The organism is Brachybacterium sp. ACRRE (assembly GCF_022346485.1).
Lineage (GTDB): Bacteria > Actinomycetota > Actinomycetes > Actinomycetales > Dermabacteraceae > Brachybacterium > Brachybacterium halotolerans.
This window is the reverse complement of the sequence record NZ_JAKRMO010000001.1, coordinates 138,398-153,219: the sequence shown is the minus strand read 5'-3', so window position 1 is coordinate 153,219 and position 14,822 is coordinate 138,398. Positions and strand designations below refer to the sequence as shown.

Annotated in this window: 12 protein-coding genes, 5 pseudogenes and 1 other annotated feature; of the genes and pseudogenes, 8 read left to right on the top strand and 9 right to left on the bottom strand. The window is 65.8% G+C overall.

Annotation, left to right across the window (positions count from 1 at the left end):
- Positions 1 to 7: 7 nt before the first annotated feature.
- Genes MHY49_RS00680 through MHY49_RS00670 form a run of 3 tightly spaced genes read right to left on the bottom strand, consistent with a single transcriptional unit; the run spans position 8 to position 3,155 of the window.
- A complete protein-coding gene (locus MHY49_RS00680; protein WP_346731768.1) occupies positions 8 to 2,275 on the bottom strand; it encodes a heavy metal translocating P-type ATPase in 2,268 nt (755 codons plus the stop codon).
- Between the two features lie 38 nt (positions 2,276 to 2,313).
- Positions 2,314 to 2,946, bottom strand: coding sequence for a YdhK family protein (locus MHY49_RS00675; protein ID WP_239201712.1), 633 nt, complete (start codon positions 2,944 to 2,946; stop codon positions 2,314 to 2,316).
- Entirely contained in the window at positions 2,946 to 3,155 is a 210-nt protein-coding gene (locus tag MHY49_RS00670) for a heavy-metal-associated domain-containing protein (protein ID WP_239201710.1), read from the bottom strand. Before MHY49_RS00670 ends, MHY49_RS00675 begins: the two co-directional genes overlap by 1 nt.
- Positions 3,156 to 3,323: 168 nt before the next feature.
- Here MHY49_RS00670 and MHY49_RS00665 point away from each other — a divergent pair, with 168 nt between their 5' ends.
- Both MHY49_RS00665 and MHY49_RS00660 read left to right on the top strand, forming a co-directional pair.
- Entirely contained in the window at positions 3,324 to 3,650 is a 327-nt protein-coding gene (locus MHY49_RS00665) for a hypothetical protein (protein WP_239201708.1), read from the top strand.
- 61 nt (positions 3,651 to 3,711) lie between these two features.
- Positions 3,712 to 5,028 carry an ISL3 family transposase gene (locus tag MHY49_RS00660; protein WP_239201705.1) on the top strand — a complete coding sequence of 439 codons (1,317 nt, stop codon included), beginning with the start codon at positions 3,712 to 3,714 and terminating at the stop codon, positions 5,026 to 5,028.
- Between the two features lie 27 nt (positions 5,029 to 5,055).
- Here MHY49_RS00660 and MHY49_RS00655 read toward each other — a convergent pair.
- Positions 5,056 to 5,322 (bottom strand): annotated as a pseudogene (locus MHY49_RS00655) (transposase); the annotation flags it as partial.
- A gap of 67 nt (positions 5,323 to 5,389) precedes the next feature.
- Between MHY49_RS00655 and MHY49_RS18950 the strand changes: the two are divergent.
- The 3 genes and pseudogenes from MHY49_RS18950 to MHY49_RS00645 all read left to right on the top strand — a co-directional run.
- A pseudogene (locus MHY49_RS18950) lies at positions 5,390 to 5,494 on the top strand (ArsR family transcriptional regulator); the annotation flags it as partial.
- Between the two features lie 35 nt (positions 5,495 to 5,529).
- Positions 5,530 to 5,853, top strand: a pseudogene (locus MHY49_RS19230) (hypothetical protein); the annotation flags it as partial.
- A 73-nt stretch (positions 5,854 to 5,926) separates the two neighbouring features.
- Complete coding sequence (locus MHY49_RS00645) at positions 5,927 to 6,598, top strand: cation diffusion facilitator family transporter (protein WP_283257957.1); 672 nt, start codon at positions 5,927 to 5,929, stop codon at positions 6,596 to 6,598.
- A gap of 92 nt (positions 6,599 to 6,690) precedes the next feature.
- Here MHY49_RS00645 and MHY49_RS00640 read toward each other — a convergent pair whose 3' ends face one another.
- From MHY49_RS00640 to MHY49_RS00615, 5 genes and pseudogenes are all read right to left on the bottom strand, one after another.
- Positions 6,691 to 7,509: a C40 family peptidase gene (locus MHY49_RS00640; protein ID WP_239201702.1), complete on the bottom strand. Its 819-nt coding sequence runs from the start codon at positions 7,507 to 7,509 to the stop codon at positions 6,691 to 6,693.
- Between the two features lie 340 nt (positions 7,510 to 7,849).
- Positions 7,850 to 8,689: pseudogene (locus MHY49_RS00635) on the bottom strand (cytochrome c biogenesis CcdA family protein).
- A 656-nt stretch (positions 8,690 to 9,345) separates the two neighbouring features.
- Entirely contained in the window at positions 9,346 to 9,957 is a 612-nt protein-coding gene (locus MHY49_RS00625; RefSeq protein WP_239201700.1) for a vitamin K epoxide reductase family protein, read from the bottom strand.
- A gap of 4 nt (positions 9,958 to 9,961) precedes the next feature.
- Positions 9,962 to 10,612, bottom strand: coding sequence for a thioredoxin domain-containing protein (locus MHY49_RS00620; RefSeq protein WP_239201698.1), 651 nt, complete (start codon positions 10,610 to 10,612; stop codon positions 9,962 to 9,964).
- Positions 10,609 to 11,173, bottom strand: a pseudogene (locus MHY49_RS00615) (HAD-IC family P-type ATPase); the annotation flags it as partial. The pseudogene MHY49_RS00615 and the gene MHY49_RS00620, both read right to left, overlap by 4 nt.
- A 164-nt stretch (positions 11,174 to 11,337) precedes the next feature.
- On the opposite strand from MHY49_RS00615, the gene MHY49_RS00610 reads away from it, so the two are divergent.
- From MHY49_RS00610 to MHY49_RS00600, 3 genes are all read left to right on the top strand, one after another.
- Entirely contained in the window at positions 11,338 to 12,270 is a 933-nt protein-coding gene (locus MHY49_RS00610; protein ID WP_239201696.1) for a cytochrome c oxidase assembly protein, read from the top strand.
- 138 nt (positions 12,271 to 12,408) lie between these two features.
- A complete protein-coding gene (locus tag MHY49_RS00605) occupies positions 12,409 to 13,230 on the top strand; it encodes an IS3 family transposase (RefSeq protein WP_255719116.1) in 822 nt (273 codons plus the stop codon).
- Between the two features lie 242 nt (positions 13,231 to 13,472).
- Positions 13,473 to 14,728 (top strand): IS3 family transposase gene (locus MHY49_RS00600; RefSeq protein ID WP_239201692.1). Its coding sequence is split into 2 segments (ribosomal slippage): positions 13,473 to 13,767 and positions 13,767 to 14,728, totalling 1,257 coding nucleotides; the frame shifts between segments, so codons are not numbered across the junction.
- Positions 13,760 to 13,888, top strand: a sequence feature (AL1L pseudoknot). It overlaps the preceding gene by 129 nt.
- Positions 14,729 to 14,822 lie beyond the last annotated feature (94 nt).

The following is a 14,822-nucleotide window of genomic DNA, read 5'->3' as shown; positions in this document are numbered from 1 at the left end:
CCGTTGGTCACTGCTTGACGACGCTGCGGAACCCGCGCAGGCGGAGGCTGTTGCCGACGACGAACACGGACGAGAACGCCATCGCCGCGCCGGCGAGCATGGGGTTGAGCATGCCCAGCGCTGCGACCGGGATGGCCGCGACGTTGTAGGCGAAGGCCCAGAACAGGTTCGTCTTGATCGTCGACAGGGTCTTCCGGGACAGGCGGATCGCGTCGACGGCGGCCCGCAGGTCGCCGCGGACGAGCGTGATGTCGCTGGCTTCGATCGCCACGTCGGTGCCGGTGCCCATCGCCAGGCCGAGATCGGCCTGGGCCAGGGCGGGGGCGTCGTTGACACCGTCGCCGACCATCGCCACAACCTTGCCCTCGCCCTGCAGTCGGGCGACGACGTCGACCTTGTCCTTGGGCAGGACCTCGGCGATGACCTCGTCGATGCCGACCTCGGCGGCGATCTGTCGTGCGACGGCGTCGTTGTCGCCGGTCAGCAGCACCGGGGTGAGACCGAGCTCCTTGAGCCCACGGATCGCTTCGGCACTGGTGGGCTTGACCGTGTCGGCGACGACGAGGACGCCGCGGGCCTTTCCGTCCCAGCCGACCGCGACGACGGTCTTACCCTCGTTCTCAGCAGCCACCTTGGCCTCGGCGACCTCAGTAGAGAGCTTCTGCGACCAGTCGGCCAGCAGCGACTCGCGCCCAACGACCACGGAGGTGCCCTCGACGATGCCCTGTACGCCCTTGCCCTCGACGTTGGCGAAGTCTTCGAGTGGGGGCAGGGTGCCGACCTCGTCGGCCGCGCCCGTGGCGATGGCCTGCGCGATGGGATGCTCGGAGGCGTTCTCGAGAGCCCCGGCCAAGCGGAGCAGTTCGGCGCGGTCGACGCCGGGCTCGGTGATCGCGTCGATGAGGGTCATCTTCCCGGCGGTGACGGTGCCGGTCTTGTCCAGCACCACGGTGTCGACCTTGCGGGTGGACTCGAGCACCTCGGGGCCCTTGATGAGCACGCCCATCTGCGCGCCGCGGCCGGTGCCGACCAACAGCGCGGTCGGCGTGGCGAGCCCGAGGGCGCAGGGGCAGGCGATGACGAGCACGGACACGGCTGCGGTGAAGGCAGCGGCGACGGGGAACCCTGCCCCGAGCCATGCCCCGAGGGCGATCACGGCGATGACGATCACGATGGGCACGAACACCCCGGAGATCCGGTCGGCCAGTCGCTGGACCTCGGCCTTGCCCGTCTGGGCGTCCTCGACGAGCTTGGCCATCTGCGCCAGCTGCGTATCCGAGCCGACCCGAGTGGCGCGTACGACGAGGCGTCCGCCGGCGTTGACTGTCGCCCCGGTGACCTGGTCGCCTTCTGCGACCTCGACGGGCACGGACTCACCGGTGAGCATCGAAGCGTCCACTGCGGAGGTGCCGGAGACGACGGTGCCGTCGGTGGCGATCTTCTCCCCGGGACGGACGACGAACTGATCCCCGACGGCCAGCTGGGAGGTCGGGATCTTCACCTCGACGCCGTCGCGGAGCACCGAGACCTCCTTCGCGCCGAGCTCGAGCAGGGCGCGAAGCGCCGCTCCGGCCTGCCGCTTGGAGCGCTTCTCGAAGTAGCGGCCGGCGAGGATGAACATCGTCACCCCTGCACCGACCTCGAGGTAGATGTTCGCCGCACCGTTCGACGGGGCGATAGTGAACTCGAAGGCGTGCGTCATGCCCGGCACGCCGGCAGTGCCGAGGAAGAGGGCGTAGAGCGACCACAGGAACGCCGCCATGGTGCCCATCGAGATGAGCGTGTCCATCGTCGCGGCACCGTGGCGGAGATTCGTCCATGCCGCCTTGTGGAACGGCCAGGCCGCCCACACGATCACCGGCGCGGCCAGGGCCAGGGAGGCCCACTGCCAGTAGGTGAACTGCAGGGCGGGGATCATCGCCATCGCGATCACCGGCACGGTGAGCACGATCGACCCGATCAGCCGGTGCCTGAGCGAGGTCAGTTCGGGATCGACCGCATCGTCCACCTCGGCAGTGGACGCAGGGTCCGTCTGCTTCGGCGTCGGCAGCCCCGCGGTGTAGCCGGTCTTCTCGACCTCGCTGATCAGCAGCGCCGGGTCGTAGCCGTCGGGGACGGTTACCTTCGCCTTCTCGGTGGCGTAGTTGACCGCCGCTGCGACCCCGTCGAGCCTATTGAGCTTCTTCTCGATCCGGTTCGCGCAGGACGCGCAGGTCATCCCGCCGATCTCCAGCTCGATGCCGGCGTCCGCCACCGGCTGCGTGTGCGTGCTCACTGCCCGCCCCTTCCTGTCGTGATCCGTCCGCGGCCTGGTCAGCCGGCGGGGTGGACTTCGCTCTCGACGACCCACTTGTGGTTCGTCATCGGCATCTCGCCGCCGGGGATGTCGACCATGTAGACGGTCTCCTGGGTGGAGTGGTCGATCGTCGCCGTCGCTCCCTGCATCCCGGTCATGTGCTCGGCTTCCAGCACGACCTCGGTGCCGTCGGCCAGCGGTGCCTCGCCGGGGCTCTCGAGCTCCTCGTGGACGACCCATTTGTGATCGGCCACGGGCTGGCCGCCATCGGTGGGCGTGTAGCTAACCGAGTAGGTGGTCGTGGTGAACGCGCCGGAGATCGTCGCCTCCGCGCCGTCCATACCCGGCATGTGGTCCGCGCTCAGCCGCACGGTCGTCCCGACCGGGTACGTGGGATCCGCCGCTTCCTGGATGCCTGCCGGCGGTGCGCCGCCGTCGGCCGGGTGGTCGTGGCCGTCCATGCCGCCGTCAGTGTGTGTGCTGTCGTCGTTGCTCACGCCTTCTCCTTCGCTGTGCTCGTTCATCTGACTCTGCTGCGTCCACGACTGCACGACGCTGTCGGGGACGATGACGCCGGCCAGCCCGTAGGATCCGCCGAACGTCGCCACCAGGCCCGCGCCGTAGATCGCGAGACGGACAGGGACTCTCATCAGGCCCGCTCCGCCTGGTAGCCGGCCTCCTCGACCGCGGCGAGGACCTTCGCGTCATCGACCTCGTCGGAGGCGGTGACGACGAGCTTGCCGGTCTGGGCGCTGACGTCGATGCCCGTGACACCGGCGATCTCGCCGACTTCCTCGCGCACCGACATCTCGCAATGCCCGCAGGTCATCCCGGTCACCTGGTATTCGCTGACTGCCATCGTTCTTCCTTCCGTCGGACATACCCTGGAGGGGTATGTGCTCGATACAAGAGTATACCCCCTCCAGGTATTCCCTCAACGGAGTCGCATCGCGAGAGGGACAGAACGCCCCGGGTGCCGGGGTGCTCCCGACGGATATACGGGGAGCATGCCCCCACCGCGGATGGCATGACGGTGCGCGCCGCGAACGGCGAGCCTGAACATGAGCGTTCCGCACGGCCCACCGCCGCGCGATCGAGGAAGATCGATGACGTCCACGATTCCGACCGGCGGGGCCTGCTGCCGCCGCTGGTGATCGCCTCGGCCCAGTTGATGGTGGTGCTCGACGACTCGATCGTGAACATCGCCCTGCCGAGCATCCAGCACGAGCTCGATGTCGCACCTACCCTGTTGCCGCGGGTGGTCAACGCGTACTTCAGCCGGGACTGCCGCGCGATTGGTGGCTCTTCAGAGGTGAGTGTGAGCGCGCCGGTGGTGCGGGGTAGCTGGGCGTAGGCTTCGAGGTCCTCGATGATGAGCGGACTCTTACCCCCTGCTCGCACCAAGGACCTCGACGATGCCCAACCATAGTTGCGTATGCCCTGACGCGCTCGATCGCTGCGGTCGATGCGATCTCCTCCTCGACTTCCCCAGCCTCCACCTGGTCTCGGTGACGAAGCCCCAGGCGGGTTTGATGCTCGAGGTGGAGTCCTGCGATCCGGTGACCGGCTGCCCTGGTTGCGGGGTCATCGCCACTGGTGACGGTCGAGATGATCGATGCGCCTTGGGCGGGCGGGCCGGTGCGGATCCGATGGCGCAAGCGCCGCTGGATCTGCCTCGAGGACGTCTGTACGGTGGTCTCTTTCGTCGAGCAAGCCCCCGAGGTCTGCGCACCCGTGGCCTGCTGAGCACTCGCGCGATTCGGTGGGCGATTGGCCTGCTCCGCCGCGAGGGCGCGAAGATCCAGGGCCTGGCCCGGCAACTCGGCACGACCTGGAACACGCTCTGGACTCAGGTCCAGCCCATCCTGGCCCGGGCCGCGAACGACCCGGTCCGGTTCGAGGGCGTGCAGGTCCTGGGCGTGGACGAGCACATCTGGCACCATCGAGACCCGCGCCGGCGTGGCCCGAAGGAACTTACCGGGATGGTGGGCCTGACCCGCGGCCCTCACCCTACTGCCAGGCTCCTCGACCTTGTCCCCGGACGGTCCGGCAAGGCCTACCGTGACTGGCTGGACGCACGGGGCGAGGCGTTCCGCAAGCGGGTCGAGATCGCGACGCTGGACCCGTTCCAGGGCTACAAGAACGCGATCGATGACCAGCTCGAAGACGCCACCCGCGTGCTCGATGCGTTCCACATCGTCAAGCTCGGCACGGCCGCCGTGGATGATGTGCGCCGCCGGATCCAGCAGGAGACCTTCGGTCATCGCGGACGCAAGGGCGATCCTCTTTACGGGATCCGCCACATCCTCCGCCCCGGGCGCGAACGCCTCACCTCACGCCAGCAGGCCCGTCTGAACAGCGCGTTCGCTGCCCATCCCGATCATGTCGCGGTCGAGGTCGCCTACCAATGCGCTCAGGACCTCCGCGACGTCTTCCATCAGCCGACCCCCGTGAAGGGCCGACAGCTCGCCGAGCAGTTGATCGCCACCCTGCCCAGATATGCCCGATCCCCGAGATCGCGAGACTGGGGGAAGACTCTGCGCCACTGGAAGACAGCGTTCCTGGCCTACTTTGACACCGACGGCGCGAGCAACGGTGGCACCGAGGCGATCAACGGGATCATCGAACTCGGCCGCCGCATCGCCCGAGGGTTCCGCAACTACGAGCACTACCGCCTCCGAATGCTCCTCATCACCGGCGGACTCGACGCCTCGCCCCACACTCACCTCTGAAGAGCCCTATTTTCCCGGCAGATTCGCCTGGGACAGGTAGGCCGCCGCCCTGCGCAGGACCTCGTTCTCCTGCGCCAGCAGCCGGTTGCGCTTCTTCAGCTCTCGCAGCTCGGCCTTGTCGGCCTCGCTCAGACCGGGCCGGCGACCGTCCTCGACTTCGGCCTGCTTCATCCAGTTCGCCAGCGAGCCTTCGGAGATGCCGAAGTCCTTCGCGATCTGCGCCAGCGACGCCTGGCCCTTGCGGGCGACGGCCACGACGTCGTCGCGGAACTTCTTGGGATAGGGCTTTGCCACGGGGACAACCTTCCAGCGAGTACAAGATCCTCACAGTTCAGGTGCCAACCAAACTCGGGGCAGACCCATCCAGCACCTCTCGATAGGCGAGCAGCGGGTGCGCGACCTTGTCGAGCACATGCACCTTGCGCAGTCTACGGTCAGCCAGCAGCTGTCCTGCCTACGCGATTGCGGAGTCGTGACCGTGCGGATCGAGGGTCGTTCGTCATGGTTCTCCCTCACCAACCCGGGCAGACTCGCCGACCTCTTCGGAGCAGCGGACAGGCTGCTCACCGCGGCCGGGGCCTCGCTATTGCTGAAGTACCACCAAGACCACGCCGAGTTCGAGGACGTCGATCTCAGATGGGCGCGGGGCATGACCATGCACGTGGTTCCGGAGCGTCCAGCGGCGCGCGCACCCGGCTCGCGATCGCACTCTCCATCACTGCCGTCACCGTGCTGGCGCAGGCGGTGGGGAGCCCCGTCACCGGCAGTCTTGCGCTGCTCACGGACACGGCACACGCTCTGGTAGACGCCTCGGGGCTGCTCGTCGCGCTGATCGCCGCGACCATGATGCTCAGGCCCGCGAGCAGCACCCGGACCTGGGGGCTTCGCCCGGATAGAAGTGCTGGCGGCGCTGGCGCAGGCCCAAGCTCCTCATCGTGGTCGGCACCTACACAGCCGTCGAGGGGATCTCGCGCTGTCAGAGCCGCCGGAGGTCCCCTCGGATCAGCTGCTGATCTTCGGCGTGATCGGATTGGTCGCGAACATCATCGCGATCCTCATCCTCGCCGGTGGCAGGGACTCGAGTCTCAACATGAGTGCCGGGTTCCTGGAGGTGCTCAATGATGCGTTGGGGTCTCTGGGCGTGATCGCGGCCGCGATCGTGATCCAGGTGACGGGCTTCCAGCAAGCGGATGCGTTGATGGGGCTGTTCATTGCTGCTCTGATCGTTCCGAGGGCCGTCCGCATCATGGTCGACACGTTGCGCATCCTCATGGACTACACCCCGAAGGGTGTTGATCTCGATGAGGTGCGGGAGCGCATCGTCGCGCTCGAACATGTGGAAGACGTCCATGGCCTGAGCGCCTCTGCGATCGGAAGCAACCTCCCTATCATCTCCGCGCACGTTGCGGTCGGTGAGGAATGCTTCGAATCGGTGCATGCCCTCAGGATTCTGGAGGAGGTCCAGGTCTGCGTCAGCACCCACCTCCCAGTGGCGTTCGAGCACGCCACGATTCAGCTGGAGAGCCCGTCGGTGCGGCAACGCGAAGCCGGCAAGACGCTCCACACATGAGAACCCCCGTTCGCCGGGAATCTGTGTTACGTATGACGATCGGCGTGCACCCCACCACGTAGTGGGGTGCACGCCGATCGATGACGCCGGGCTCAGCGGAAGGAGATGAAGGTGGGGTTGCCCCAGATGGTGCGCTCGGTGACGGCGCCGGGGGAGCGGCCCGCATCGACGACCTTGTCGCCGCCGGCGTAGATGCCCATGTGGCCGGGCCACACGACGATGTCGCCGGGCTGGGCCTCGGACTTCGAAACCTGGGTGCCCGCGGCGACCTGCTGGCCGGAGGTGCGGGGGAGGTCAATTCCGACCTGCTTGTAGGCGTACTGGGTCAGACCGGAGCAGTCGAAGCTCACGCCCGGCTTGCTAGAGCCCCAGGAGTAGGAGGCACCGATCTGGGTGCGTGCCGCATCGACGATCGCCTCGCCACTGCTGGAGGAGGTGGACGCACCCCGGGTCGGAACCGAGGTACCAGAGCCGCCGACGGAAGCGCCGCCATTGAGGGAGCCACGGGTCTCGGGGCCCACGACGCCGTCGATCTGGAGCCCGTTGGCGCGCTGGTAGTCCTTCACGGCGCCGTGGGTGAGCTTGCCGAACTTGCCGTCCACGGCGAGGTCGGCGCCCTCGTCATTCAGCGCGGACTGGAGCTGCTCGACCGTGGAGCCCTGGGAGCCCCAGCGGAGCTTCTCCGAAGACTGGAGTGCGGCTGCCGGGGCCGGGGACGCGGCGGTCGGCGAGGCGGCAGGGGTGGACGCCGGGGCGGCAGGGGCTGCCTGGGCAGCGCCACCGGCGAAGGCGGAGCCGAGCAGAACGGTGCCGAGGACAGCTGCGCCGCCGGTCCCGCGCAGGGCACGTCCGCTGTGACGAAGGGGGGTGACTGCGCGGCCGGGCGCGCGATGGGAATTGCTCGTGGCCATGAATGTTCTCCGTGAATATCCCTGGAATGTACAGGGAGAGTCGGGCATTGGGTCGCGGCAACGCAAAAGCAACGCAAGTATCAGGAAGAAACTCTCGTACCTCGTAACCGGTATGAGCAACGTACCGAAGGGCCGAGGCGACGGGAACAGTGAAGAGCGATCCTGTTCGATGACTTCACTCGTTCTTGAACCGGACCCAAGTCTGGCCGACGTCCCGCACCTTCTCTTTACTCAACTCCGGTGACTCGGTGGGGCTCATGTCACACCTGCCGTGGACTCTTCCGGATCCTGAGTTATCGCAGGATGCGGCAGGCCCGCATGAAATCTGACGCGGGGGTGCTCATACCGCGGGCTGGAACGAGGCGATGGAGCCCTGGAGCTGGTCCATCCAGGAGACCCACGTCCCCGTGAGCAGCAGCAGGCCGATACCGATCAGCAGGACCCCGGAGAGGATCCCAATGAGTCGTCGATGGCGTGAAAGCGACCTGCTGACGCCGATGGCCTTGTCAAGCAAGAGGGCGCTGATGACAAAGGGGATGCCCAGCCCGAGGGAGTACGCGAGGGCGAGGACGGCACCACGGGCCGCCCCGGAGCCGTCGACTCCCGGATCGAGGGACAGCGCGATGATCGCGGCATAGGTGGGGCCGATGCATGGCGTCCAGCTCAGCCCGAAGACGAAGCCGAGGAGCGGGGCTCCCAGGAGACCAGCATCGGGTCGCTACTTCGTAGCCCTGATGTTTACTGAGAGGCGTGGTAGAAGCCCCATGAAAATGAGTCCCATGAACACGACGATGAGGCCGGCGACGCGATTGATCCACACGGCATGTTCTTGCAGCAGATAGCCCATCGCGCCGGCGAATCCTCCGAGAGCCATGAATACCGCCGTGAATCCTGCGACGAATAGTGCACTGCCTCCCAGCATTCGTCCAGTTGTCTGTTGGGGAGCTCTGCGACTTTGCGTGCTTTCGTCTGTGCCTGAAAGCTTGCGGGATGGTGCAGGTATTCCCGAGCACTGTCCTGCGAGTCCGGAGACGTAGCCGAGGTAGCCGGGCACGATCGGCAGCACGCAGGGCGAGAGGAAGGCGATCAGCCCCGCGATCGCCGCCACGGCGATGGCCAGTGCGAGCGACCCGGACAAAGCGATCGACTGAAGGGTCTCCGCCAGCCCTCCCCCGCTCATCAAATCGCCTCCTCGAGGACGCCATCGAGCATCCCCAGCAGAATCGAGGGGTCGATCGCTCCGGAGATCCGGCCGGACACCCGTCCCTCGTGATCCAGGACCAGCGTCGTCGGGACGGCATTGGGCGCGACAAATCCACGGAGTTGATACATGATCTCGGACTGCCGGTCAGGGATCGAGGGGTAGGTGATGCCGTAGTTCTCCTCGAAGGCCTTGGCGGGCCCCGCGGCGTCGCGGAGGTTGATGCCGATGATGGCGACCCCTGGTCGGCGTACTCTTCGTGGATGGCCTGGAGGTCCGGGGCCTCGATCCGGCAGGGCGGGCAGGAGGCGTACCAGACGTTCACGACGAGGACGGAGCCGCGCTGCTCGACCGCGTCGAACACGTCGCCGTCATAGGTGGTCCCGGAGAACTCGAGGGGCTCGGTACGGTCCTGGGGTCGATCTCCGTGGTGACGCCGTTCCCGGAGACGTATCCGGAGCTCTCGGAGTCGTAGCGGTCGCGGTTGTCCGAGCTGCCGCAGGCTGTGGTCAGGCCGATGGCGGCAGCCAGTCCGGTCGCGTGGAGGAGATGTCGCCGGGAGCGGGCTCGCATAGTCACTTTCCTTCAGGGGGGGGGGCGAGGGGCGGATGTGCTGGTCGCGAGTTTGCGGGCGCTCAGAGCAGGGCGGACCAATAGTCCCAGAACCTCACGGCGATGAGCGTCAGGATCACGAGGTACCAGGCGACGACCATCGGGAGGCGGAACTCGTGCAGCAGGGTGACTGCTCTGTGAGTCGCGGGGCCGGAGTCCCGGGTCCAGCGGCGCAGGTGGTGGAGGGTGGTGAACCAGAACAGGGGGATCGTCACTGCCCACACGATCATGCAGTAGGGGCACAGGGCCCCGATCTCGTACAGGCTCTGCCCGATCAGCCAGTGCACGAACAGCACGGCGAAGGTGACGCCGATCTGGATGAGCACGCTCATCCAGTGGGCCGTGCGGGCTCCGGCGAGGATGGCGAGCCCGAGGGTGAGGACGGCGGAGAAGCCGGCGATGCCGAGGATCGGGTTGGGGATGGCGAACGCGGAGGCCTGCGGGGTTTCCATCACCGATCCGCAGGAGAGGACCGGGTCGAGGCTGCAGGAGGGGACGTAAGCGGGGTCTTCGATCAGTGCGATCTTCTCGACCAGCAGGACGACGGCCATGACCAGGCCGATCGCCCCGGTGCCGGTGAAGAGAGCGCCGGGTCCGCGGGACGGAGCGGCGACCGTGGACGTGTCCTCGGGCATGTGCTCAGCCCGCGAGGGCGGCATCGAGGGGATCGGTGAGGTCCTCGACGCGGGTCGGTTCCAGGCGCTTCCCATCGACGAAGAAGGTGGGGGTGCCGGTGACTCCGAGGGCCTGGGCATCCGCGGCGCTCTGCTCGATCCGCTCCGCGGTGGAGGGGTCGTCGTAGACCTGCTCGAAGCGTTCCATGTCCAGGCCGATCTCCTCCGCGTAGGAGAAGAAGAGCTCTCGCTGGGAGGTCTGCTGGTGTCCCCATTCGGTGGCGTTGTCGAACAGGGCCTTGTACATCTCCTCGAATGCGCCTTGGTCCTTTGCGGCTTCTGCGGCTTGGGCGGCTTCGGTGGAGTTGCCGTGCAGGGGCAGGTAGCGCACCACGAAGGTGACCTTGTCGCCGTACTCGGCGCGGAGCTCCTCGACGGTCGGGTACAGCGACAGGCAGGCCTCGCACTCGAAGTCGAGGTACTCCACGAACACGACCTCGCTGCTGCCCTCGGAAAGGCGGGGACTGTCCTCCCGCAGGAGCTGAGGGCTCGCGGTGTCCGAGGCCTCTTCGGTAGCCGGTGCATCGCGTCCGGTGTCGGGGATGATGAGGAATCCCGTAAGCATCAGCGCCGCGACGGCGATCAGTCCGAGGGTGAGTTTCGTGCTACGGCTCATGCGGCGGCCTCTCGGGTGGGGGTCGTCCCGCGCTGATCCTGCCCAATGTTGCTGGGCGTTCCCTGCGTCGCCAGGCGCTTGGTGCGGGTGGCGCGCATGCCGTTGGCGATGACGACGACCTTCGCCGCCCCGTGGACGAGCACGACGGTGGCGAGGCCAAGCACGCCGAGCAGGGCGAGCGGGAAGAGCACCACGATGATCGCGAGCGTCAGGGCGATGTTCCCGGTCATAATCCACTGCCCGCGGCGGGCGTGGGCGAGGGCGGCGGGGAGCTGGCGCAAGTCGGTGCCGGTGAAGGCGACGTCTGCGGATTCCACCGCCGCGGCGGTGCCGGTGACGCCCATCGCGATGCCGACGGTTAGCAGAGGCGAGAGCGGGGGCGTCGTTGATGCCGTCGCCGATCATCGCGGTCGGGGACTGCTCGGCCAGGCGGCGGATGTGGGCGGCCTCCGCGGCGATCGCCCTCGCGGTGAGCGCGTTGTCGCCGGTGAACATGATGGTGCGGATCCCCTAGGCATGCAGGGCGGCGACGGTCTCCGCGGCCTCCGGGCGCAGCTCGTCAGTCCGATATACGTTAGGAATATTACCCGATCACTTTTGCCACGTAATATTCGTGGGCGCCAACGCTTGCAGGAGCTACGCTCTAGCCGGAACACCGGTGGTGCTGTAGACTTCTCGGCGAGGAGTTTCTCGTTCAAGCGCATAAACAAGGATGGTGAGATTGAGTGTGGCACGCGGCATGGATCCCGACGGAACCGCCGTCTTTGGCGAACTTTTTTCGTCTGGAGTTACCGACCGTGCCGGTTATTCCAATCATTGCCGCTTCAATTGGATTGATGTACATCGCCGGTTGGATCGCGATGATATTTTCCGGGAGGGGTTGGGCGGCTTGGCGCGGCGCGGCGTTTCTCCTCGGAACGCTTATTCTTGTTGGGATGACCGGCCTTGCGGTAGAAGGGTACGGCTATGCGATGTTCTCGGTGTTTATGTTCCAGCAGATGACGTTCATGCTCACCATCCCGCCACTTCTTTTGCTCGGAAAGCCCGGAACATTGCTTTTGCGTGCTACACCCCATAATTGGTGGGGGCAACCGATCCTCAGGATTGCATTATTTGGACTCCGTTCGCGGTTTGGCAAACTTCTTACGCATCCCCTGTTTACGTTGCCATTGTTCTTGTTTCTCTTTTATGGTCTCTATTTGGCAAACGTGGCGAGTCGATTCCTGAGCTCGACAACGGGGCATCTGGTATTAGAACTGCTTTTCCTGGTTTGTGGCATCTTATTCAACCTGACTCTTGTCCCCGGTGATCCCTTACCTTCCCGCACTAGCTATCTTTCCAGAGTATTGGATGCTTTCTTTGAGGCCGGTTTATTTGCGTTTTTTGGGGTTCTTGTCATGATGGCACCCGCCCCGCTAGTGAGCGCATTCACTTCGGCGCCAGAAGCCTGGGGCGTGGACACGATGAAAGACCAATACTTGGCTGGCGGGATCTCCTGGGCTTACGGAGAACTACCTTCGCTCCTGGTGCTTCTGATCGTCATGATTGCCTGGGCCCGTAGTGATGAGCGCCTAAATCGGGTACGAGATCGACAGGTTGCAAGGCAAGGTGATGTCGAGCTGGACGCATACAACGAGTACTTGCGGTCGTTGAAGTAGGCGGTTCGGCGCGTGTCTGGGAACGAGCCTATAGATGTTGCATCTTTGATGGCAATATGCTGCTGTACGATTGGGTTTGATTTTGGTCAATGAATTCTATGGGTTTCGCTCGATGCCGCCGGTTTCCGATGGTTGCGAATGCAAAAGAGTTGCGGGGCGGTCGCGGCCGCGCGGCGTCGGGTCCTGGTGCGACTGCCCCACGACGAAATGATCCGGTTCATCGACGTGAATCGTGATCAGTTCGGGGTCGAGGCCATCTGCCGCGTGCTCAGCGCGACAGACTGCGGGTTCCTCACCTCTCGCGGTTACCGAGCCGCGAAGCAGCGCCCAGCCTCTGCCCGGGACATCCGCGACGAGATGCTGATCGGCGAGATCCGAAGAGTCCACGCTGAGAACTACGGCGTCGACGGGTATCGCAAGGTGCACCAGGCCATGCGCCGAGCTGGCTGGGAAATGGGCCGAGACCAGACCGCTCGACTGATGAAAGTCGCTGGCCTGGAAGGGGTTCGGCGTGGCCGCAAAGCGCTCACGACAACGGGAGCACCCGATCATTGCCCCGACCTCGTCGAGCGGGACTTCTCTGCGCAGGGGCCAAATCTGCTCTGGGTCGCGGACATCACTTACGTTCGCATCCCCAACGGGTTCTGCCATACCGCGTTCATCACGGACGTCTGCACCCGGCGGATCGTCGGCTGGACCGTCGCGGCCAGCCTGCACACCGAGGCATTGCCGTTGCAGGCCCTCGCGCACGCCCTGCCGAGCACCCGCGCCGAGGCCTCCAGTAGCGGCTTGGTTTATCACAGCGACCGAGGCCGTCAATGCGCCCCGTTGGCCTATTCGGACGCTCTGAGCACTGCAGGGATGAAAGCGGCAGTCGGCGCCGTTGGAGATAGCTACGATTGTCAGTCTGTTTCTGCCGCATCCCGCGAGGATGAGGAAGTCCTGGCCGGGATGTTCTGACCCTTGCTTACGATTGGCCCGCAGGGTGCCTTGGCGTTGATCTGTCGAGCCTCCGGCCGGGCGCGCAGGGGCGTGTCAGATGGTCTGTGTAAGCCGTACCAAGAGGAACGGTAAGAATCATGACCATGACCGATGAGAAGGAGCCGGGCGAGCCCAGGGGCCGGGACCTGGTCGAGGGGTTGAAGGCTTCCGGGCAGCTTGAATCGCCCCGGGTCTGGTGGAGGCTCTGATCCCAGGGGAGGATGAGGAGCGTGGCAGCACCGAGGAAGTACCCGGACGAGCTTCGGGAGCGGGCCACGAGGATGGCCGTGGAAGCGCGACTGGATCCAGCGACGAGGTTGGGAACGTTTCGTCGCGTGGGCGAGCAGCTCGGGATCCATCCCGACACGTTGCGGAACTGGGTCCGGCAGGCCGAGATCGACCAGGGGCACCGACCCGGGATCACGACCAGTGAGTCCGAGCGGCTCGCTGAACTGGAGGAGGAAGTGCGCGAGCTGCGCCGGGCCAACGCGATCCTGCGGTCGGCCTCGGCTTTTTTCGCAGCGGAGCTCGACCGCCCACCGCGCTGATCGTGGAGTTCATCGACCGGCACAAGCACGAGTTCGGCGTCGAGCCGATCTGTCGCACGCTCACCGTGGCGGGCACGCAGATCGCGCCGAGCACGTACTACGCCTTCAAGACCCGCCCGCCCTCGAAGCGGGCACTGCGCGACGAGGAACTGCTGGTCGAGATCCGCCGAGTCCACTCGGCGAACTTCGGCGTCTACGGGGCGAAGAAGCTGCACGCCCAGCTACGCCGGGAAGGGATCGAGATCGCGCGTTGCACGGTCGAGAGGCTCATGCGTTCCGCGGGGTTGCGTGGCATCAGTCGTGCGAAGGGGCCACGCACTACGATCCCCGGTCGCGGACCGGATTCTCGTCCTTACCTGGTCGCGCGGGACTTCACGGCGACAGCTCCGAACCAGTTGTGGGTCGCGGACATCACCTACTGCCGGACGTTCGCGGGGTGGGCGTATGCCGCGTTCGTCATCGATGTGTTCTCTCGCCGCGTCGTGGGGTGGCAGCTGTCGAAGTCGCTGCGGACCGACCTCGCGCTCGACGCGCTGGAGATGGGGATCGGGACCCGCGAGCACGCAGGCCAGGCCGCTACTGGACTCAAGCACCACAGCGACAGAGGCGTTCAATATGTCGCCATCCGCTACACCCAGCGGCTCGCCGAAGCCGGCGCCGTCGCCTCGGTCGGCTCGACAGACGACTCCTACGACAACGCACTGGCCGAGACATTCAATTCGCTCTACAAGGCCGAGCTGGCCCGTAACCACGGTCCCTGGACGGGCATCGACGACCTCGAGATCGCGGCCGCGGAGTACATCGACTGGTTCAACCACCGACGGCTCCACGGCGAGATCAGTATGATCCCGCCCGTTGAGTTCGAGGACATCTACCATCACCACCAGACCGTGCCGGCGACCGCCGAAGCGGCACTTGCGAGCCTCTAACAAACCCGGGGCGATTCAAGGGTACGTATTGGCCCAACGTGCGCCATGATTTTCACCGACGTGGTGATCGCAAACGTCGAACCCGACCCAGACT